The organism is Psychromonas sp. MME1, from assembly GCF_041080865.1.
Lineage (GTDB): Bacteria > Pseudomonadota > Gammaproteobacteria > Enterobacterales > Psychromonadaceae > Psychromonas.
In genome coordinates this window covers 2,137,627-2,158,653 of the sequence record NZ_CP160906.1, presented here as the reverse complement: position 1 = coordinate 2,158,653, position 21,027 = coordinate 2,137,627, and the positions used below count along the sequence as shown (strand labels likewise).

The 21,027-nt window shown below is 38.5% G+C and carries 14 protein-coding genes and 1 pseudogene; 7 read left to right on the top strand and 8 right to left on the bottom strand.

Annotation, left to right across the window (positions count from 1 at the left end; genetic code table 11):
- Positions 1-71: 71 nt before the first annotated feature.
- The 3 genes from AB2N10_RS09880 to AB2N10_RS09870 form a co-directional block, all read right to left on the bottom strand.
- Entirely contained in the window at positions 72-1,685 is a 1,614-nt protein-coding gene (locus AB2N10_RS09880; protein ID WP_369433777.1) for a glycoside hydrolase family 43 protein, read from the bottom strand.
- A gap of 311 nt (positions 1,686-1,996) precedes the next feature.
- A complete protein-coding gene (locus AB2N10_RS09875; protein WP_369433776.1) occupies positions 1,997-3,043 on the bottom strand; it encodes a glycoside hydrolase family 43 protein in 1,047 nt (348 codons plus the stop codon).
- A 95-nt stretch (positions 3,044-3,138) separates the two neighbouring features.
- Positions 3,139-4,536, bottom strand: coding sequence for a glycoside-pentoside-hexuronide (GPH):cation symporter (locus AB2N10_RS09870; RefSeq protein WP_354623824.1), 1,398 nt, complete (start codon positions 4,534-4,536; stop codon positions 3,139-3,141).
- A 527-nt stretch (positions 4,537-5,063) separates the two neighbouring features.
- Here AB2N10_RS09870 and AB2N10_RS09865 point away from each other — a divergent pair.
- The 6 genes and pseudogenes from AB2N10_RS09865 (at position 5,064) to AB2N10_RS09840 (ending at position 12,987) form a co-directional block, all read left to right on the top strand.
- Positions 5,064-6,161: a helix-turn-helix domain-containing protein gene (locus AB2N10_RS09865; RefSeq protein WP_354623825.1), complete on the top strand. Its 1,098-nt coding sequence runs from the start codon at positions 5,064-5,066 to the stop codon at positions 6,159-6,161.
- 185 nt (positions 6,162-6,346) lie between these two features.
- Positions 6,347-8,722 carry a glycoside hydrolase family 3 N-terminal domain-containing protein gene (locus AB2N10_RS09860; RefSeq protein WP_354623826.1) on the top strand — a complete coding sequence of 792 codons (2,376 nt, stop codon included), beginning with the start codon at positions 6,347-6,349 and terminating at the stop codon, positions 8,720-8,722.
- 426 nt (positions 8,723-9,148) lie between these two features.
- Entirely contained in the window at positions 9,149-10,105 is a 957-nt protein-coding gene (locus AB2N10_RS09855) for a glucokinase (protein WP_354623827.1), read from the top strand.
- A 96-nt stretch (positions 10,106-10,201) separates the two neighbouring features.
- The gene (locus AB2N10_RS09850; protein ID WP_369433775.1) at positions 10,202-11,230 is read left to right on the top strand and encodes a glycoside hydrolase family 3 C-terminal domain-containing protein; all 1,029 of its coding nucleotides are present in this window, start codon (positions 10,202-10,204) and stop codon (positions 11,228-11,230) included.
- A 44-nt stretch (positions 11,231-11,274) separates the two neighbouring features.
- Positions 11,275-11,334, top strand: a pseudogene (locus AB2N10_RS09845) (hypothetical protein); the annotation flags it as partial.
- 48 nt (positions 11,335-11,382) lie between these two features.
- Positions 11,383-12,987 carry a glycoside hydrolase family 3 N-terminal domain-containing protein gene (locus AB2N10_RS09840; RefSeq protein WP_354623829.1) on the top strand — a complete coding sequence of 535 codons (1,605 nt, stop codon included), beginning with the start codon at positions 11,383-11,385 and terminating at the stop codon, positions 12,985-12,987.
- Positions 12,988-13,389: 402 nt separating this feature from the next.
- Here the strand turns inward: AB2N10_RS09840 and AB2N10_RS09835 are convergent, their stop codons facing one another.
- Together AB2N10_RS09835 and AB2N10_RS09830 are read right to left on the bottom strand one after the other, a co-directional pair.
- Entirely contained in the window at positions 13,390-13,704 is a 315-nt protein-coding gene (locus AB2N10_RS09835; protein WP_369434666.1) for a carbohydrate porin, read from the bottom strand.
- On the bottom strand, positions 13,701-14,774 hold the full coding sequence (locus AB2N10_RS09830) for a carbohydrate porin (RefSeq protein ID WP_369433774.1): 1,074 nt from the start codon (positions 14,772-14,774) through the stop codon (positions 13,701-13,703). The genes AB2N10_RS09835 and AB2N10_RS09830 overlap by 4 nt, the downstream gene beginning before the upstream one ends.
- A 1,561-nt stretch (positions 14,775-16,335) precedes the next feature.
- Here AB2N10_RS09830 and AB2N10_RS09825 point away from each other — a divergent pair.
- Positions 16,336-17,499, top strand: coding sequence for a glycoside hydrolase family 5 protein (locus tag AB2N10_RS09825; protein WP_354623830.1), 1,164 nt, complete (start codon positions 16,336-16,338; stop codon positions 17,497-17,499).
- Between the two features lie 257 nt (positions 17,500-17,756).
- Here the strand turns inward: AB2N10_RS09825 and AB2N10_RS09820 are convergent, their stop codons facing one another.
- The 3 genes from AB2N10_RS09820 to AB2N10_RS09810 all read right to left on the bottom strand — a co-directional run bounded on the left by AB2N10_RS09820 (position 17,757) and on the right by AB2N10_RS09810 (position 20,972).
- Entirely contained in the window at positions 17,757-18,644 is an 888-nt protein-coding gene (locus AB2N10_RS09820; protein ID WP_369433773.1) for a glycoside hydrolase family 5 protein, read from the bottom strand.
- Positions 18,620-19,066 (bottom strand): hypothetical protein, encoded by a 447-nt coding sequence (locus tag AB2N10_RS09815; protein ID WP_369433772.1) that lies wholly within the window; start codon positions 19,064-19,066, stop codon positions 18,620-18,622. Before AB2N10_RS09815 ends, AB2N10_RS09820 begins: the two co-directional genes overlap by 25 nt.
- 175 nt (positions 19,067-19,241) lie before the next feature.
- Complete coding sequence (locus AB2N10_RS09810) at positions 19,242-20,972, bottom strand: glycoside hydrolase family 9 protein (RefSeq protein WP_369434665.1); 1,731 nt, start codon at positions 20,970-20,972, stop codon at positions 19,242-19,244.
- Positions 20,973-21,027: the final 55 nt, after the last annotated feature.

Here is a 21,027-nt window from a genome sequence, read left to right as displayed (position 1 = left end):
TAGAATGCTAAAAATAAAACCGATCTTAAGATCGGTTTTATTTTTTCAGGGAAATTTAATAATGAGGCTGGCTAAAATTCTAAATACTCTAAATAATCAAAATCAGCCGCTGTATTTTGACCACTAATATCTGCTGCAAATAATGCAACAAAACTACCTGTGAAACGAAATACATCGGGCCCACCTTCATCAGATAATGGAGTACTATTCAATGCCGGACCGATCCTGTACCAAGTTTTTGCATCAAGAGAATAACTATATTTATACCACTGCTCCTCTAAGGTTAAGCGCATGTATACTTGACTTATATTACCAATGCTAACCTCTTCAGAAAATTCTCTATAATTGTCATTGATATTACCGACAATTTGTAGCACTCTCTCGCCTTCATCTGTTGCGCTCATTTTAAGAAAATAGTGACCATTTCGTGCATAATAGGCGCATAAACCTGCCATCTGATATGGTGTTTCTGGTTTAAATTGCATTTTAGTTTCTGCACGGGCGGAGTGAGATTGAAAACGTCTCGCTATTAAACTTTGTTGATAGCGAGAGGATAAATAATGGCGTCCCTTTAAACGTAAATACCCTGGACGCTCTGTTAACGAAATCCATTTTTCATCAGCAGGTTCGCGCAAGGTTTGATAATCTAAACGTAGCTTTGTATTATCGAAGTCATCAAGGGCATTTTGTACTGGCCATGGACAAAACGGTAAATCTGGCGCAGGCACTTCCACAACGGGTGTTTTGCCGCTGCTCACGTATGGCCAACCATCTTCCCAGTGGGCTTTTTGTAAAGCAGTTTCTCGCCCAAGTGGCGAGTAAAGATTATTGTATACGGGCATAAACTGATAGCCCTCTGGATTGACGATACCACGACTACAAAGGTGGCTTAGGTACCATTCTCCATCTTGAGTTTCCACAAAAAAACCATGCCCTGCACGCTGTAAAGGCGCATCCTCTTGAAAACGACTTGTTAAAATAGGGTTATTGGGGTGTACTTCATAAGGCCCATCTATATTTTTAGAGCGACATACGGTGACTGCATGATCAATACCAGTACCGCCTTCCGCGGTGATTAAGTAATAATAATCACCTTTTTTGAGCATTTGAGGACCTTCAGTACAACCCAATCGAGTGCCCTTAAATATATTTTTTGCTTTGTTGAGTAGTTTGCCTGAGTCGGGATCAAACTGCTGCAGCATAATACCGCCAAAAAAATTTTTATCCGCTCGGCCATCCCAGACCATATTAAGCATATATTTTTTGCCGTCATCATCATGAAATAGAGAAGGATCAAATCCATAATTACCAATAGAAACAGGATCGCTCCAAGGGCCTGTAGGTGCATCTGCAGTCACAACAAAAGAGGGGGTCGCCATCCAATTTCCACCTCGGCATGCATGGACATTAGAAAAACAGAGCCAAAATTTTCCATCTGAGTAAGTCAGTGCAGGAGCATAAACACCTTCAGAATTATCCATGCCTTTCATATCAAGTTGTGATGTACGCGTCAATGCGTGCCCTATTAAGTGCCAATTGATTAAATCTTTGGAGTGATGAATCTGAATACCAGGAAACCACTCAAAGGTAGATGTAGCGATATAATAATCATCACCAACGCGGATGATAGAAGGATCTGGATTGAAGCCTTTTAATATAGGGTTAAATATTTTGTTAGTCATCATTTTCTCGAGTAAGTGAATCCTCACTTTTACTATCAGCTAATGAGTAAATAGTAGAGAGGAATTAATAGATTTTATTACACTTATATAACGCTGTTTACTCATTCAATTCAATTATGAAATTTAGTCACTTAGTTCATCAATCTGTTAAATGTGTGATAACTCTCGTGATTACTCATGACCTGTTTTTAAATAGCAAAGATTTAAACATTGGTAACAATAAAGCAAAGGAGTGCTATGTGCGACATGAGCGAAGCATACGAAAAAGGTGAGTCAGAGCTCACCTTTCTATGTTGATATGGAAAATCAGTAATTTAACCGTAAGGCTTAATGGTTTGTATGCTGTTATCAGGATTATGAGTAAGCTCAGTCATCTTGATATTTCTTAAGTGTGTTTGGCCACCAGAAAGAGAGCTGTCGTGGTAGAAAAGGTACCATTTACCTTCAAATTTAGCGATTGAGTGGTGCGTTGTCCAACCAATAACCGGTTCAAGAATAACCCCTTGGTAGGTAAATGGCCCGTAAGGAGAATCACTTGTTGCATACACTATTTTGTGACTGTCGCCAGTTGAATATGAGAAGTAATAGATACCATTATGTTTGTGCATCCAAGGACCTTCGAAATAACGACGATCGATGTCTCCTGCGCGTAATAAGTCACCATTTTCATCTACAATATCGATTTCACACGGAGCTTCTGCAAGGTCAGTCATGTTCTCTGCAAGCTTAGCAATAATCGGTTTTAATGCGGCTTCATCATCAGCTGGATAAATCTCTTCACCAAATTCACCATTGCGCCAATTTTGTAATTGCCCCCCTGAGATACCACCAAACAATAAATAATATTGGTTATCATCATCTTGGTAAACTGCGGGGTCAATACTAAATGAACCTGCAATATGGGTATCTTCAGGTACAAAAGGACCTTCTGGTTGGTCTGCAACTGCAACTCCGATGTGGAAAATTCCTTGGTAGTTTTTAGCTGGGAAATAGAGATAGTATTTACCATCTTTTTCGGCAGCATCTGGCGCCCACATTTGACGTTCGGCCCATTTCACATTTTTAACATCAAGTACATTGCCATGGTCAGTTACTTTACCATGTGGTCTATCTAGCGAAAATACATGGTAATCACGCATATCAAAGTGATCCCCATCATTGCCCAGTGGTAAATCATTTTCAACGTCGTGAGAAGGGTAGATATAAATCTTATTATTAAATACGTGTGCAGAAGGATCTGCTGTGTACATATGCGTTACTAGCGGTGCTGAAAGAGCATTTGTAGAATGGGTTGCTTCAATTCCTTGAGTAACGGTATTCTGTTCTTCTTGCTGATCGTTGGTTGTGTTGTTGTTATTCATAAACTGCCTCGTTATTTTTGTCTGTAAGCACCTTGAATATAGTGCGGATTAACAATTAGGCTGGTGAGTAACCAGCCCGTTGATATAGGCTCTATTTAGCTAAGCTCTACAGTATGCACTAGTGGTTTCATCCCTTCTTTTTCTTTTGCATCCAATACCAGTAGGGCTTTGATTTTCGCTAGTTTGTCATTATCAAGTGTATAGAACATCATTATCGCAGCTAGTACTGCGAACATAACACCAGGGATAACAGTAAATAATAGGTTGATTACATTAACAACCTCAGGTGTTTGCATCTCTGCGCCACCAACGTATCCAGAGTAAGCAAGAATCCAGCCTACTGATGCACCGCCAATTGCAATACCGAGTTTAATTGCGAAGAGATTCGTTGAGAAGATCATGCCACTTAGTGAACGATTGCTACGCGTTTTTTCATGGTCAACAACATCAGACATCATGCTCCATAGGATTGGCGTTGTACTTGTTTGCACCACACTTAAAGCAATGACTAATGTAAATAATAGCGTTAAATTAGTTGGATCAACAAAGTAAAGGACTGCACATAAGAAACCAGAAAGGGAGATTAAAATACGGTAAACAGTAGGTTTATTGTATTTGCCTAACAGGGGACCGGATGCCAGCGCGCCAATAATGCTGGCTACCATACTAACAACCATGAATATAGTGGCTAAATCTGGGCGACCCATTACATTATTTACATAATACATTGTAGTTGCGCCTTTGAGTACAGCCCCCGTTAATAGTATAACGTTTAGAATGAACAGCACACGCCATTGATTATTTTTCATTAGTAGAGCAAGGTCTTTCCATACAGACTGCTTAATCTCTGTCTCTTCAGGCGTCACATTTTCTTTGGTTGTAGAAAAACAGATAAAGAAGAAAGCAATAGCGGCAAGGCCCATCACACTCATCGCACCAAGATACCCTTTTTGTACATCACCTTGACCAATAATATCGACTAATGGTAGTGCAACCATCGCAACCACTAATCCTCCTGCAGTGCTTAATGCAAAACGGTACGATTGCAGTGATGTTCGCTCTTCTGAGCTGTTGGTCATTGCATTTGCCATCGCACAGTAAGGTACATTGATAGCGGTGTACATCAATGTTAAGAAGATATAAGAAGCGTAAGCGTAAATAATTTTACCAGTTGGGCCTAAATCAGGAGTAAAGAAAGCACACATACATGCCACACCAAATGGAACTGCCATCCACAGAATGTAGGGGCGGTAGCGACCATATTTAGTCTTGGTACGATCAACTAAAGAGCCCATTAGTGGATCTGTAACAGCATCAATAAATCTAACTAGAAGAAACATGGTGCCCATGTGAGCAGGGGATAAACCGTAAATGTCTGTGTAGAAGTAAGCAAGAAATAACATCACTGTCTGCCAGACTAAATTACAGCCTGTATCGCCCAATCCATAGCCGATTTTTTCTTTGATTGATAACTTGATAGTGTTCATTTTCATGTAACTCCGATTAACTTTAGGATGGGATTATTATTCTCGTCACCCCCTTATTTATCAATTAGTGTAAATTGGTAATCTCTTTATGATATTTGGTATGTGTGGTTTTTATCATAACGAGATAGTGCAAAAAAAAACAAAAGCTTTTTAAAATTAATGGTTTATATTTTTTGGAGTTAAAAGCTGAATGATTTTTTATTCGTTATTTTTGGGATGTAGCGCACGTAATGTGCAGTGTGTGAACGTTTGAATATATGCGCTTGGTATTTTATTTGTTATTTTCTTTTGTGAAGTGTTAATTAGATGTTTCTTTTATCATATTTCATAGCTAAATTTATAAGTGCTTCTGCAAAATATTACAATGGCATTGTATTATGAATACTAACCGAGGAGAATAATTGGTTTGTCGTTATATACTATGACAAAATTAGTATAAATTGCATTTAACATGCATTTTTTCACGTGGTTTTAGCTTCATTAACGCTAGCCTTATATTCTTTATTGTATCTTTTAAGCTCGGATCCATCACTATGCATAAGTTGCTTCTATTAATTGACACAATGTTTTATTACGATCGTGAGATACTAAAAGGTATCACCTCAAAAGTTAATGAATATCAACTGAAAATTTCCATTCATATTGAGTCAATAGAAAATGTCGATGATATTTTATCTCAGCAATGGGATTACGTTATTGCAGATTTTGATAAAGCAGATCATCATGAAGTGATTCCTCGTTTAACTGGTAATATACTTCTTTACTCGAGTTATCAGATAGATAATGTACCGCCATTAGTGTCAACATTAGTGAATGATAACGAACATATCTCTTCTTTAGCACTTGGACAGTTCGTACAAAATAATATTAAAAATGTCGCTTTTTATACATATCCTAGTGAGGCTAATAGTGGCTGGGCACTTGAAAGAAAACATTATTTTGAACAACATGCACAGTTAATGGCGCTTAATTACTTTAAAGATGTACGGCAGGCTGTTGCGTTACAACAATATCCTCTCGGTGTCTATTGTGCTTCAGATCGCGCAGCGCGAAAATTGGTTAACTTCTGTGTGACACACAATATTGCTGTTCCCAGTGAGATCTCAATTATCGGCACCGATTATGATGATGCGGAGCGTAAAATGTCGGCGATGCCGTTAAGCTCTATCAATGTCAATCCTTATAACCTAGGGCGACGTTGCATTGAAGTGCTTGTTAAGGCTAAGCGATTTAACAAAATATTAGCAGAGAAGTACCAACCTACTGATTTAATAAATGAATACTCGACCATCGTTGAAGAGAATCAAGATCAAATTGTTAATAATGCGCTATATTATCTGCATAATAATTTTCATTTGAATATTAAGGTGCAGCAGGTTGTAGAATTTTGTAAGACATCACGGAAAACGCTAGATAACCGTTTTATTGCCTGTAAAAATATCACAGTACATCAGTATTTGTCTGACCTAAGAATTGCTAAATCAAAAAAATTATTAAGGATGAGTAGCGATTCCATTGAATCTATTGCACTACAATGTGGTTACCCAAACCTGAGTTATTTATATCAAGTATATAAAAAAAAGTTCGATTATACTCCCTATGAATATCGTCAAGATATCGATTTAATTTAATTTCACCTAAAGCAATATACCGTTATAAATGTTTGATTTTTGTTCGATCATAATGTTCTTTTATTGTGCTATTTGGTTGTTGAATTTAGTTATTTGGCAAACATGATCTAGATTTAATATTCACTTTTTTAAATCATTCATATTACCCCTCACTAAATAATCAATCGACTAATGAGAACCATAATATGAGCATTTATAAAAACCCCAATCATAGCGTTCAAGAGAGACTTGAAGACTTAATGAGTCAAATGACTTTGACTGAAAAAATAGCGCAGTTAGGTGCTCAATGGTTAATTTTAAGTCCTGATGGTGACCATCAAGATCGTGAATTAGAGATGGCTTCCGGGGATGCTCGTAAACCGATTGATGAACGTTTAAAACATGGTTTAGGGCAAATTACACGTCCTCTTGGAACACATACTATTGCAGCAGAAGAGGGTGTTAAAGCGCTTAACTTACTGCAAAAATATTTAGTGGAAGAGACCCGCCTTGGTATACCAGCAATGTCTCATGAGGAGTGTTTAGTTGGCCTTATGGCAAAGGGCGCAACGCTGTTCCCGTCATCACTTAATTATGGTCACACCTGGAATCCTGAGCTTATCGAAGAGATGGGGAGAATTATCGGGGAAGAGGTACGTCAAGTAGGTGCGCATCATGGCTTGGCTCCTGTTCTTGATGTTTCCCGCGACGTGCGCTGGGGTAGAACAGAAGAAACGTTAGGTGAGGATCCATACCATGTTGGTGTACTTGCAACCAGTTATGTGAAGGGGCTGCAAACTGAAAAACGTGATTTATTAGCAACATTAAAACATTACGTTGGACATTCATTCAGTGAAGGTGCGCGTAACCATGCTCCTGTGCACCTTGGATTTAAAGAACTAAATGATACTTTTATGCTGCCATTCGAAATGGCGGTTAAGTTAGCAAATGCAGGCTCAGTTATGCCTGCTTACCATGATATTGATAATGAGCCATGCCATAGCTCAGAATATTTACTGACAACGGTATTGCGTGATCAATGGGACTTTGATGGCTTAATTGTTGCTGATTATGGCGGTATTGAATTACTCGCTTCTCATCACGGCATTGCAGCGGATCGCACAGAAGCGGCTGCTCTCTCTTTTAATGCGGGCCTCGATATTGAATTACCAGATGATGCCTGTTCAAGTTATATTCAAAATGCAATGGATAGAGGGTTGATCTCATTAGAGAAAATTGATGAAATTGTTGCTCGTATATTAAAAGTTAAGTTTGAATTAGGTTTATTCGAAAATCCATACTGTAAAGAAGAGAACATTGAACTTCAAACTGAAGAAGCAAAAAAAGTTGCTTATCAAGTGGCTTCTCAATCAGCGGTTTTAATGGAAAATGATGGTACGTTACCGATTAAAACAGATCAAAAAATAGCCGTAGTGGGACCAACTGCCGACGATCAGCTTGCTCTACTGGGGGGATATAGTTTCCCGATTCACCTTATCCTTAGTAGCATGGATGATGGGGAAAAAGTATCAAAAACCATTTTAGAAGCAGTTAAAGATCAATTTACTGATGTTTCATATCTTAAAGGGTGCGAAATATTAACAGAACGCCACGCAAACGCCCCTGTTTTCCCTGGTGATGTTGATATGGCAATGGGGCAGAAGTTAGAGTCTCCTGTATCAAAAGATACGAGTCAAATTGCAGCAGCTGCAAAGCTGGTTGCAGAAGCCGATATTGCATTAGTTTGTGTTGGTGACTTAGCAGGCTTATTTCAAACAGGTACGATTGGAGAAGGCTCTGATACCGATAGCCTAGATTTGCCTGGTGTACAACAAGCGTTGATTGATGCTGCGATTGCTACTGGCAAGCCAGTTATAATCTTAGTAACAGGTGGTCGTCCCTATAACCTAAATGGCGCTGAAGAAAAAGCTGCTGGTGTGATTTTTGGTTGGGCCCCTGGACAAGAAGGTGCCGATGCAATCATTGATATCATAACTGGTAAAGTAGCGCCATCTGGTCGTTTAACGTTATCTATCCCTAAGAATGCAGGTGCAGTACCTTATTACTACAATCATAAATTAAAGAGTGGTGGAACACCGATCGCTTATCATTTTGGTTCTAAATATAACTTTGGTTACGGGCTAACGTATTCAAGTTTCGACTATAAAAACATATCCATTGATAATCACTCTGTTGATATTAATGGAACGATTAATGTGTCAGTCGAAATTGAAAATACCAGCGCTGTTGACGGCTGTGAGGTTGTTCAATTATATGTTAAAGATAAACTGTGTTCTTTAGTAAGACCTATTCGAGAGTTAAAAGGTTTTGTTAGAGTAGATATCAAAGCAGGTGAAACAGGTATTGTAAATTTCTCATTGCCTGTTGATATGCTTAACTTTACTGACAACATGCATCGTCGTGTAGTTGAGCCCGGTGACTTTGAAATTATGATTGGTCGTTCAGCTACAGATATCGTGTTTAATGAAACCGTAACAGTAACGGGTGAACTTAATGTATTACCTAAATACTGGAAGATGATCTGTGAAACAGAAGTAATGACTGAAAAAAAAGATAGCTAAAACATATAAATAGTCACTCCCGTTTCGGTAATTTTTACTAAGATTGGAGTGACTCATGATAACAAAGTTTAATTTAAGTGGTTAAAGAGACCATCTATCTATTTATTCCAATTGGTATCACCCGAACACTATAATTTTCACCTTACCCTTTCCTCCTTCGTATTGTCTGTAACTGAAAATACAACATATTGAACAGCCCCTCTTTTATATAGCGCAACTATTAATCTGTGCTGCCTAGAAAAGAGAGATACCAAATCTCATATAGAAGATACAAGTTTTCACTATTTAAATGCTCATCGTTCACTGGCATCATTGTTGATAAAATTTAGATGACGTATTTGACTATTACAGTTGTCAACAAAAGGTCACTGGCGCAATAATCAGTGCTTGTAAAAATAATTAAAGTTTACTATTTAGGGGAAAAACATGTTATCAGTCGTTGCTGATGTTGGTGGTACAAATATTAGGCTTGCCGTCTGTAATCTTGACTCAGGAGAGTTGGGGCAGTTAAAAGAATTTGCCTGCCAGGATTTTGCAACACTTGAAGCGGCTCTTGTTTACTATTTTTCTGAATTACAAGGTCAAGTTAAACATCTTTGTATTGGCATTGCTTGTCCTGTTGAGGACGATTATATCGCAATGACTAATTTAAAATGGGCTTTTTCACAAAAGGAACTTAAAGAAAAATTACAATTAACGTCTTTATATTTGCTTAATGACTACACAGCCATTTCATTAGCAGTACCGTTTCTCTCCGCAGAAGAAAAAATTCAGATTGGTGGGGGAAACGCTCAAACAGATGGTCTCACTGCGGTGTTTGGTCCTGGAACGGGGTTGGGCGTATCACACATTGTCAAACTAGAAGGTAAATGGGTGAGCTTGGACGGAGAAGGTGGCCATGTCAGCTTTACAGTTAATACACGAGAGCAATCTGAGGTTTTATTTTTATTACAGGAACAGTTTGGACATGTTTCAGCTGAGCGTATTTTATCTGGGCAAGGGTTAGTAAATTTATACCAAAGTCTTTGCCTCTTGTCTCATCAACCAGCAAAATTTGACCAACCTAAAGAGGTTACGCAAGCTGCATTGGATGGTAGTTGCGTTATTGCGCGAAGAAGTTTGGATGTTTTTTGTCAGGTTATGGGTGGCTTCGCGGGCAATATAGCTTTGAATTTGAACTGTACGGGGGGCGTTTATATTGCCGGAGGTATTGTGCCTCGCTTTATAGACTTTTTTCAATCGAGCGAGTTTAGATATTATTTTGAAGAAAAAGGGCGATTTAAAGACCATCTTTCAACCATTCCTACCTTTTTGATAACTAATGCTAACCCAGGGTTATTGGGGGCAAGTATTTATCTTCGCCAGGAGTTGGCGTTTCTTTAATAGTTCATATTGAGTTTGAATGCATTGTTATAGGCTCATAACGACCTTCGATTTATTGATTTATTACAAATTTTTAATAATAGTAGAGAATAGTATATGCAAACTAAAATGATAAGCTTGGCACAGGAAAAGCTTATTCCCATAAGCCGGCAATCGGCTTGTGAAGGAATAGTCCTTCTTGAGAATCGCAATGCCGTACTTCCTATCAAAAAGGGAGAAAAAATATCCTTATTTGGACGTTGTCAGGTCAATACCTATCGAAGTGGTACGGGATCTGGCGGGGCTGTTAACGTTCATTATGCTGTGAATGCGTTAGAGGGGCTGCGCAGTAATCCTACCATTGACATTAATGAAGAACTGGCTGCTGTCTATGAAGAATGGATCAAAGTAAATCCTTTTGATGATGGAGGTGGTGGTTGGGCTGCTGAACCTTGGTTTCAGCAAGAGATGCCTCTGAATACCGAACTTGTCGAACAAGCTGCGAAAAATTCAGATAAAGCGCTTATTTTCATTGGTCGTACTGCTGGTGAAGATCAAGATAACGCTGATGCTCCAGGTAGTTACCGTTTGACAGAGCAAGAAGAAGCGATGATAACTGGCGTCACAGCTCAGTTTGATAAAGTGATTGTGATCCTTAACATTACTAATATTATGGATATGTCTTGGCTGAATACCATAGATAATAAAGAATCGATTCAGGCGGTTATTTACAGTTGGGCTGCAGGGATGGAAGGTGGGCATGCTCTCGCTGACGTTATCTCCGGAAACGTATCTCCAAGTGGAAGAATGTGCGACACCGTTGCCTATCAGTTATCAGATTATCCTTCATCAGCTTATTTCGGTCGTAAAGATTATAATTGTTATGTTGAAGATATTTATGTCGGATATCGTTATTTCGAGACCTTTAAGCCGCAAGCAGTACAATATGAGTTTGGCGCTGGGCTTTCCTACACCGAATTTAGTCGGGAATTACAGTCCTATTCAATTGAAGGTACGGGTATAGAGCGTATACTTCATTTGGATTTTTCACTGCAAAATATAGGTGAAGAGTACACCAGTAAAGAAGTGCTGCAAGTATATTGCGAAGCGCCACAAGGGCATCTTGGTAAGCCTGTTCAGTACTAGCTGGCTTTGCTAAATCTGAGGCTCTTAAGCCTGGTGATGTACAAATTCTTCGGGTTTCTATTGCACTTAAGTCCCTCGCCTCCTATGACGATAGTGGTGTCACTGGGCATCGATCCTGTTATGTTCTGGAAGAGGGGAGTTACCAGTTTTACGTGGGGGGCAGTGTACGTAAAGCAGTTCCAATTCCCACAACAATAGAGCTAGATGAACTTTTAGTTGTTGAAAATCTAACTGAAGCTTTAGCACCTATCTACCCATTCAAACGCTTGAAACCAGGCGCTCTTAAGGAAGATGGTACTTATGAAGAAACCTATGAAGCTGTACCTCAAAGAGCCATCTCTCTCAAGGAAAGAGTTGAGTCTGCAATGCCTGCTGCTTTGAAGTTAACGGGCTATCAGGGGATTCAACTTAAAGATGTTAAAGAAGGGCAAAATAGTATAGAAGAGTTTGTTGCGCAGATGAGTTGTGAGGAGTTAGCCTCTTTAGTTCGAGGTGAAGGGATGTGTAGCCCTAAAGTTACGCCTGGAACCGCGGCCGCTTTAGGCGGTCTTAGTGATAACCTTTTTCATCTTGGCATTCCTGCTGTTGCGGTAGCTGATGGGCCTTCAGGTATACGTATGGATAGTGGTCACAAGGCAACTCAAGTTCCGATAGGTACTTTGCTTGGATGTACTTGGAACAAAGCACTAAATGAGGAGCTTTTCTTCCTGATTGGTCAAGAGCTTTGTGCTAATAAAATCGATAGTCTTTTAGGCCCTGGCATTAATATTCACAGACACCCGTTGAATGGCCGTAATTTTGAATATTTTTCTGAAGATCCTTTGATGACGGGAGTCATGGGCGCGGCTCAAACTCGCGGCTTAAAAAAAGCAGGAGTATCTGGAACTATTAAGCATTTTGCCGCTAACGATCAGGAGACTGCGCGAGTTGATGTAGACAGTATTGCATCGGAGCGCGCCTTGCGTGAAATTCATCTTAAAGGTTTTGAGATGGCAGTCAAAGAAGGAGAAGCATCTTCTATCATGACCTGTTATAACCCAATAAATGGTCATTGGGGCGCTTCTAATTATGATCTCAATACTTCTATTTTGCGTGGCGAGTGGGGCTTTAGCGGTCTGGTTATGACGGATTGGTGGGCGAAGATGAATGATCCCATTGAGGCCGGTAAAGAAGATAAGAGATTCACTTCTTTTATGATTCGCGCACAGAACGACATTTACATGGTTGTTGAAAATGATGGTGCCGAATCTAATAGTATGAAAGACAATACGTTAGAGGCTTTGCAGCAGGGCACGTTGATGTTAGGTGAATTACAGCGTTCAGCGATAAATATTTGTCGATTTATCATGGCAACTCCTGCTATGGATAGACCACTAGAAGCCTATGATCCGATTAAGACGTTTATCGCACAAAGTAATACTTCTAATGTTGCAGCAAAAGCTATGCAAGATGAACTCGTTATCAATACTAAAGTCAATAAATCAATGATGATAGAAGTGCTTGAAGCTGGTGTGTATCAATTTAGCGGTGTTGGCCATTATGATCGCAACTCTCAGGCACAGTCATCTTGTAGCATCAGTCTTAATGGCGTTTTTGCTATGTCTCTTCCCATGAATGGGACTAGCGGCGAAAGTATTGTTGTAGAGGGACTGGAGGTAAGGCTGGGTAAGGGATACTACGAACTCACCCTCGATTTCGTGAAACCGGGGTTAGCGTTAGAGCGATTGATGTTTACCAAAAAGGAAGCTTTAGATTGAGCAAAGATGAATTGATTCGCATGATTTAGTAACCTAACTTAAAAAGGCAGAATAGTTTAGACTAATCTGCCTTTTTTAGATTAATGGGGAGCTTATACCAATTCCGATAAATAGCTGATCTATTTTACTGGTTAAAACCACTTACTGCTGCGTTGTAATTTTCGCAAAGGGAATAACCATTTACGTCAAATTACGCCTTGAATTAAGCTGTTTTTCCTACGCGAAATTTAGATCACATACTTACCGGAGTTGGTATTACCACTGTTTGCTCAAGTCCGCCTGTTCTAGCAGAGTATGATTCGTCAACTGAGAGAATCCGAGATGCCAACTCTAACTAGATTTAGAGATCGCCAGATTGAAACGATCTCTATGAATCATACATATATTTACAGTATGAGGGGATTACCACCAAGCTTCAAACATACCACCAAAAGTCGCAGTATCTAAATTAGAAGAATCATAGCTATTATCATCCCTCATTCCGATATACTCATTATCTGCATTCCCAATAGTTGCAAAGAAACGTATCATTGGTCTAGACCATGTTTCAGGCCCGATTGCAATATTTTGTGATATCGTGAATTTCCAAGATTTATTAGTCGCATCTAAATCCCCATAATCAACAACACTGTAGCCAGCTTCTAGCCATGTAGAATGTATATCATTCCATTGGTATGTAGGGCGAACTATCATATTGTAGCTTTCACTATCTTCTATTTTGGTAATGATCGTTCCTTGATTGAGCCATCACTTACCTTATAGGTACCTTTAGCACCATTTACATCTTGATAAGATGTAAGATACTGTAGGCCAATTTTGTCAGTAAATTTGAAGTTGCCTTCAAGACTAAATAATAGCGCATCGACACCGTCTGCTAAATCAAACGTGCTATTTACTGCATTACTTGAATAACGAACAACCAGGTGTTGATTATGTATCTTTCCTTCAGCAGCTATTTGGTAGGCATTGCTAGAAGTATTTTCAGATCCTTCTTCATCTTTTTTTATTTGATCAGATGAAAAACCGTAGTTGGCATAAAAAGCAAGATCTAAGGAATCACCAATTGTAATATTGCTTAATTTACTGGTGATCGCATATCTGCCATTATCTCCAACCATATCATCATCAACTTGTGCCACAGCGGATAAGTCGAATTTCAGCTCATCAATATTTAAATTATAGAAACCAAAGCCCTGTCCATCATGCATCATCCAAAAATAATCATTAATATCAAACTGAGGGCGTTGATGAAAATCACGTCCAGCCCAAACATATAGATCGGGTTGTGATTCAAATATATTTGTAGCACCCGCATACATTTTTTTAACTTGAACACCACCATCATCAGCCCATTCTCTATCAGCCCAATGATCAACCATGAAGACTAAATCCCATTTTGTGTTATTTGCACCTTCAAATACTTTAGCAAATTGGTACTCCCCCCCATTTTGCTCATTACCTAAACGGCCTGTTGCATTACCAAGCGATGAACCGTGGCTTCGAACTGTTTTTGCATCACTATTTTGAAAGTTAGCCCCATAACGAGCATAGCCTGAAAATACGATACCATGTTGAACTGGTGTCTCTGGCGTTAATATTGCGGGTTGTTGATCATCTTTATAATTAATTATTTGTAATTTTTTCTCGAGTTCATCAAGTCGTTTTACAAGAGTATCTATATTCTCTTGCTCGTTAGCTTGGTCAGTATTTTGATCAGCTAACAATGAGGTAGAGGTTAGTGCAGAAAGAATAGCAAGGGTTAAATTTAAATGTTTGATTTTATTCATGTTATGTCCAGTATGATTAATTAGCTTTCGCAATGCTATGAAAGCTATTTCATTTATGTATGTAAAAATTTTAAGCAATGCCTTGAAATGTTAAGAAATATCAAGTTAATTTTTTGAGTGATTAGAAATTCGGGGATAATGCGTTATCGCCTGCTATGCGATCTCTTCCTTCTGTTTTTCAGAATTGGTCGCATTCAAATCATGTAGGTCAATATCATTAAAAGTCACATTTACCTCACAAAATAAAAACTGATATAACATCAATCCCATCATTATCTAGTCATTAATTGTTGTTAAAATGAATGCTGGCTTTTATTTGTTTTGCAATTAAAACAGCTGGTTACTGAAATAAATAGATAGCGTTCACCTCTGTAGTGGTTGTAGCTGCTCTTTCATTCATTTGATATTCCGGAAAGCATAAATATCAACAGGAACAGAATGCTGCTAGCTCACGCATTTATGTTAACCAATAAAGAAGTGGGCATACTTACGGTACAAAACAAATATATTTTATTTATTCATAGTAAGGCTCCTAATTTAATTCAATATACGACTGGTGCGGGATATAACAGCTGACAAAAATGCGCAACTCTAATCAGCCCCAGTTCATTCCTCTTTAGCTGTAGCTTCCAAGTCATTCCCTAGGTTAAGTTATCAGCCCAATTGTGTTTGTTGTAGACCTCTGGACCATTCCATGAATAAAGATCTTTATAATAACTTTCGGATAAGAGGATAGAGTTATCTGCAGAAGTAGAGTCTTCTCTCTTACGCCCGATTAAGTTGTATAATGAAGCTAGTAAATATTAAAAACACCCAATAGCGCGTTTGAAAAATATTCATTATAAATCCTTATAAAGTCATTAATTACAGCATCGAAAACGTTTTCATTCTATTCCAACAATATCAATTAATTAAAAGCGTGTGAATGCTGTAAATTAGTATTGTCGTTGTGATATTTAGTATAAAAATGTTCATAATGACGAGTGTCTAGAATTGAATTAAAAGCAGATAATTGAACGCCCTCTTTTTTCCGTAGCACATTGATTTGGTCACCTAAGTAGAGGTGATATTTTTCATTTCAATAATTTTGTTGGTGGTTGAAATCTGCACTATGGGCAAGTGAAATTTCACTCTAAAGTTTCGATTAGAGTCAGCACAATGAGTTGTTGAGCAGGGCTACTCGGTACGTAAATCAGTAACAGCGATGAACGTCGGTGAATCAGAAAAAAACACCCCGTATTGAAGAAGATAAAACTATGGTTGAGATTCAAAATATATGTCATTTCAGTAAAATAGAAGTATCTTCTTGTACATAGCGGTTTTATCGCAAGGTGCTATTTTCTTTGCCCTTGGGGACGCTAGCTCGAAATTCTACATTTCCTTGAAATACCTGCTTTAAATTAGGCTATTCGTTCCCGTCATTATTAACATTTTTATGCTAAAGGTTACAACGATAATACTAATTTCTATCATTCACACGAGCTCAATTAATTGATATTGTTGTTTAAATAGGATGGAAGTGTTTTCGCTGCTGTAATTAATTACTTTATAAGGATTTATCATGAATATTTTTCGAACACACTATTTGATGGTTTTAATATTTGTGGGTTGCATTTATAATTTAGTCGGTTGTAACGGGGGAGATTCTACTTCTACTTCTGTAGATAATTCAGTCGTCTTATCCGAGAGTTATTATAAAGATCTTTATTCATGGAATGGTCAAGGGGGGCTGCAACAAACGCAATTAGGCCGAGGACTTAACCTAGGAAATTATTTAGAAGCGCCAGCTGAAGGTGAATGGACTGGTGGGCGTTTACTCGTTGAAGAAGACTTACAACGAATTTCTGATGCCGGATTTAAAACTGTACGAATCCCTGTTCGCTGGACTGCTCATACCGAGCTGGAATCTCCTTATGCCATTGATTCTGTATTTATGGAACGTGTAAAAGAAGTTGTTGGCTGGGCAAATAACGAGGGCCTTAAAGTTATCTTAAATGTTCATCACTATGAAGAAATGATGAATGATCCTGAAAATATGCAATCAAAACATGTCTTACGTTTGCAGAGTATATGGCAACAAATTAGCGAACAATTTCCTCTCTATGAATATCCCCGTGACAATCTTATTTTTGAGTTATTAAATGAGCCTAATGGCACCATAGATTACAGTGATTGGAACAATATAATTGCAAAATTGTTAAATGTTATCTGGAGTGATATGGCCACGCAACAAAATAACGGTACAGAGCAGCGAACTGTGATGATTGGCACCGCCAATTGGGGGCATCCAGATGGCTTAACTAAATTATCATTGCCAGATACGGTGAACGCAACTAATACAATTATTACTGTTCATTATTACGAACCTTTCCATTTTACTCATCAAGGCGCTGAATGGGTTGCTGGTGCAGATAAATGGGTTGGCACTCCTTGGCTAGGAACCGCAAGTGAACAAACGCCTTTGATCGCGTTGTTTGATAGAGTAACCACATGGAATAATCAAGCTAATCGTGGCTTTGAAATATTTATGGGGGAATTTGGTGTTTATTCTCAATTCTCAAATCCATTACATCAAAAGGCATGGACGGCATTTATTGCCCGTGAAGCAGAAAAAAGAAATATTAGTTGGGCATATTGGGAATACGCATCCGGTTTTGGTGCCTATGATGCGAGTACGGGGCAATGGCGAGAGCAACTAATTAATGCCCTTATTCCGATACAATAGTTTGTGAATAAATGTATTCAGTAATAACTATATACTGAATATAATAGATTTCCCGCTTGAATAAACAGCCTTAAGTTAGGTCGTTTATTCAAGCGCAGTGTATGTTATGGTGCAAAGATTAAGCGATACCCCTATATTTCAACGTGCAAACTCTCTCATTCATTTTTCCTCCACAAGCTATGACCATAATATTATGTGTACTCCCTATATATTGGCAATGAATAGCTAAAAAGCGCTGTTAAGGCGATATTAATAACTTAATCTGTTGAGGGGGAGGAAGGATTAATTGCTTGAAAAAAATCTTCATGCCACTCTAGTTGAGGCGATCCATTGCGGATATTTTTTTGCGTGAAAGAGATTATTTCATCGTATAAATCAGTCGGGGCTCGTTGGTTATTATTAATGTATGACTTCAATTTATTATAAGCAGTAGTTGAAGGGATGGTCCAAAGGGTTTTGTCATGAGATATTTTCTTAAATGACCAAGGAAAGTAACCCACGAGCTCTTTTTTTGCCCAGCTAGATATGGCAAGTAAGTTATTGTTATCACTTTCGCCAAACTCTCCCAGAATTAATGGAATGTTTAGATTATTGGTGATCTTTTCACGACCAAAGGTATCACTAGCTGGACCATAGTGATGAATTTCATAGACGAGGTTATCATCCCATTGTGAATTGATTCCGGTCTTTTCTTGAACCAAGGGATTCGTCCAATCAATTTTGCTTAAGTCTGAGCTCCACCAGGATGTTTCAGCGACAATAATGTGATTATTGTCAACTTCACGGATCGCATTACGTATCTTAATTAGTGACCCTAGTAGTTCATATTCTCGACCGTCTTGTGGCACCGGTTCATTAAGTAAGTCGTAGCCCCAAATAACGGGTTCTTCTTTATAGCGCAGGGCAATATGCTGCCAAACTTTGCTGGTGATTTGAATATACTCATCTTTATCCCAAAAATAAACACTACTTCTGGGTTGTGTAGCATTTGAGTCTAAGTTATCACAATGGTCCCCTGGATTTTGGTAACCTGGGGCTGCGTGCATGTCGAGCAACACATAAATATCATGTTTACGAGCTGCATTAATTAATAGGTCAAAATATTGAAAACCATCATCGCTTAACTGGTTATTTTTCCAAAACATATTGTAGTGAAATGGCACACAACAGAATTAAAGCCAAGTTGTTTTAACTCCTTTAACGTTTGTTCATTGACATAATTTAGGCGCCATTGATGTTCAAATTCAGCCGATTTATCTGCACTGCCAAATACGGTCGTTAATGAGTTAAGAAACTGTGTATGGGTGCGATATTTATAGTCTCCCATCATCAAATATCCTTCCCATAATAACCAATTTCCTAAGTTAATTCCGTAAAGGTAGAGTGGGTGATTATTTTCATCCAGAATCTTTTTTCCATCGGTGTGCACAAAATGAGGGAAAGAAGGTGTTGATGTTGAGGCCAATGCGGATGTACTCAGCAAAACGCCAAGTAAAGCGCTAGCAAAGCTAAATATAATGGATTTCTTGACTGGGATAATTGGCTTGACCATCTTTTTTTGTCTCATTTGTTTTCGAATATGAGATTAATAGCAACGCCAATTTCGCCTAAAATATAACCTGTAAATGTTCTTGAATTGATATCACTACAAACTAGTTGTTTCGTGTTGGCGGGCATATTAGCCATTTTTGTTGAATCGTTGCCGACCACGATAGGTGGTCGGCGGTGAGTTAAAGCGACGTTTATTGATTTAAACGCTTTTCATCTAAAACTGTTGTTATCCAAACAAGCGGAGAGTTCCAGTTGATGGTTATTTCATTTAGTGTCCACGCTCCAATATCATCAACAAAACACGTTTGTCCAATACATTTACCTTTGATAGTCGCAGCTATTGGGTCAGAAAAGTTTATTGAGTTTGGACCGCCAGACATTGCGCCTGGCGCTGGTTTTGGTGAGTTATTATCCGCTTGGAAAGACCAGAAGCGATGATGAGGGTTTTGAAGAGCATTTTCACCGTACCCTGAGATATACGACTTATCTAGCGGGTTATTACCAAGGATATAATTCATACCATCTGCTGCTGCCTGTAGGTATTTTATATCACCAGTAAAATCTGTTGCATAACTTAAGAAAATACCGTTATTGAGGATTTCAGAATTCGATCCCCATGGGTACTCTTCGCTAGTGTAAGGAATATTATAACCTTCTTCATCAACTGATTTTAGGTAAATATCTGCTGTTTTCTGAATGTTTTTACGTGCTTGTAGAATATCATTTTTTGGTAATTCATTTGGTACTAGTGCTAAACTAAGCGTACCAGCAGAAGCAAGATTACCCCAGTATAAACCATTTGATGACTCTTTATCATCACTTGGAGAAACTAAATATAGTGGCGATGCTTTAATTGCTTTTAAGTATTTGGCTTCACCCGTTGTGATAAATAATTCAGCACCTGCCCAGTAGAACTCATCTGATAAGTCAGTATCCCCATATGGGCCAGATCCTGTGAAGTTATCATAAGCTAATACTTCTGGGTGGGCATTTGCAGCATCCCAAGCTCGTTGTGCAGCCGTTAAACATTGACCAGAAAATGCGGGATCAATATCTTTCCAGATACGCGCACATTGTGCCGCTGTAGCAGCTAGATTTAATGTTGCAGATGTCGTTGGATAAAAAATAGCACGATCCATTGTATCTTTATGTGGTGGTAGTGGCATGCCTGTCCATTTTTCGTCGGCTACTTTATGAAAAGCCAAGCCTGATGCGTCAATTTCAGTTAATTTTAATTGATTAAGATTCGCTGATTGATCTCCCTCTGGTACTGTTACTTTTTTACCATTTGGAACTTGCATTGCCATCATGAATTCAACATTCCAACGCACCTCATCTAATAGGTCATTAACGTTGTTATTTGTTTCTGGAATAGTCTGGGTACCGTCCGCAAAAGGAACTTTTGCATCTTTTATCCATAAAGAGCGCTCGTAGAGGTTTAGTAAAGTCCATACACTAATACCACTGTTTACAACATATCGACCGTGATCGCCGGCATCATACCAACCACCAGAAACGTTCAATTCGAAGTCACAACCAGGCCATTTATTACCTTTTGCATCTGTTTTATTGAAACAGGTAACTGTCTCATTAGGATGGCCAGCAGGGCGAGCTAAATCAGCGCGTTGAACATATTCAGGCTTAATTTCAATACCGCTTCGGTTTTGATAAAAATAAGCAAGTGCATCATATTTTAATTCAGTGTAGATATCATCAGCAATGCGGAAAGGGTGGCTAGCTTCCCCATTGACGACAAGTACTATCTCTTTGCTTGGTGTTGTTAATTTGCTGAAATCAGCTTTATGAACAGACTCGCCAGAGCTTTTATTTAAACCGAATACCGTTGTCATACCCGTTAAAATAATTTTTCCGTTAGCATCTTTTATTTGCCATGCAAGAGGTTCTTTTGAATCACTTTTAATTGTTGCTATTTTTTCAGCTTTAGGAAAATAGCCAATTTGGTTTACATGAACTGTT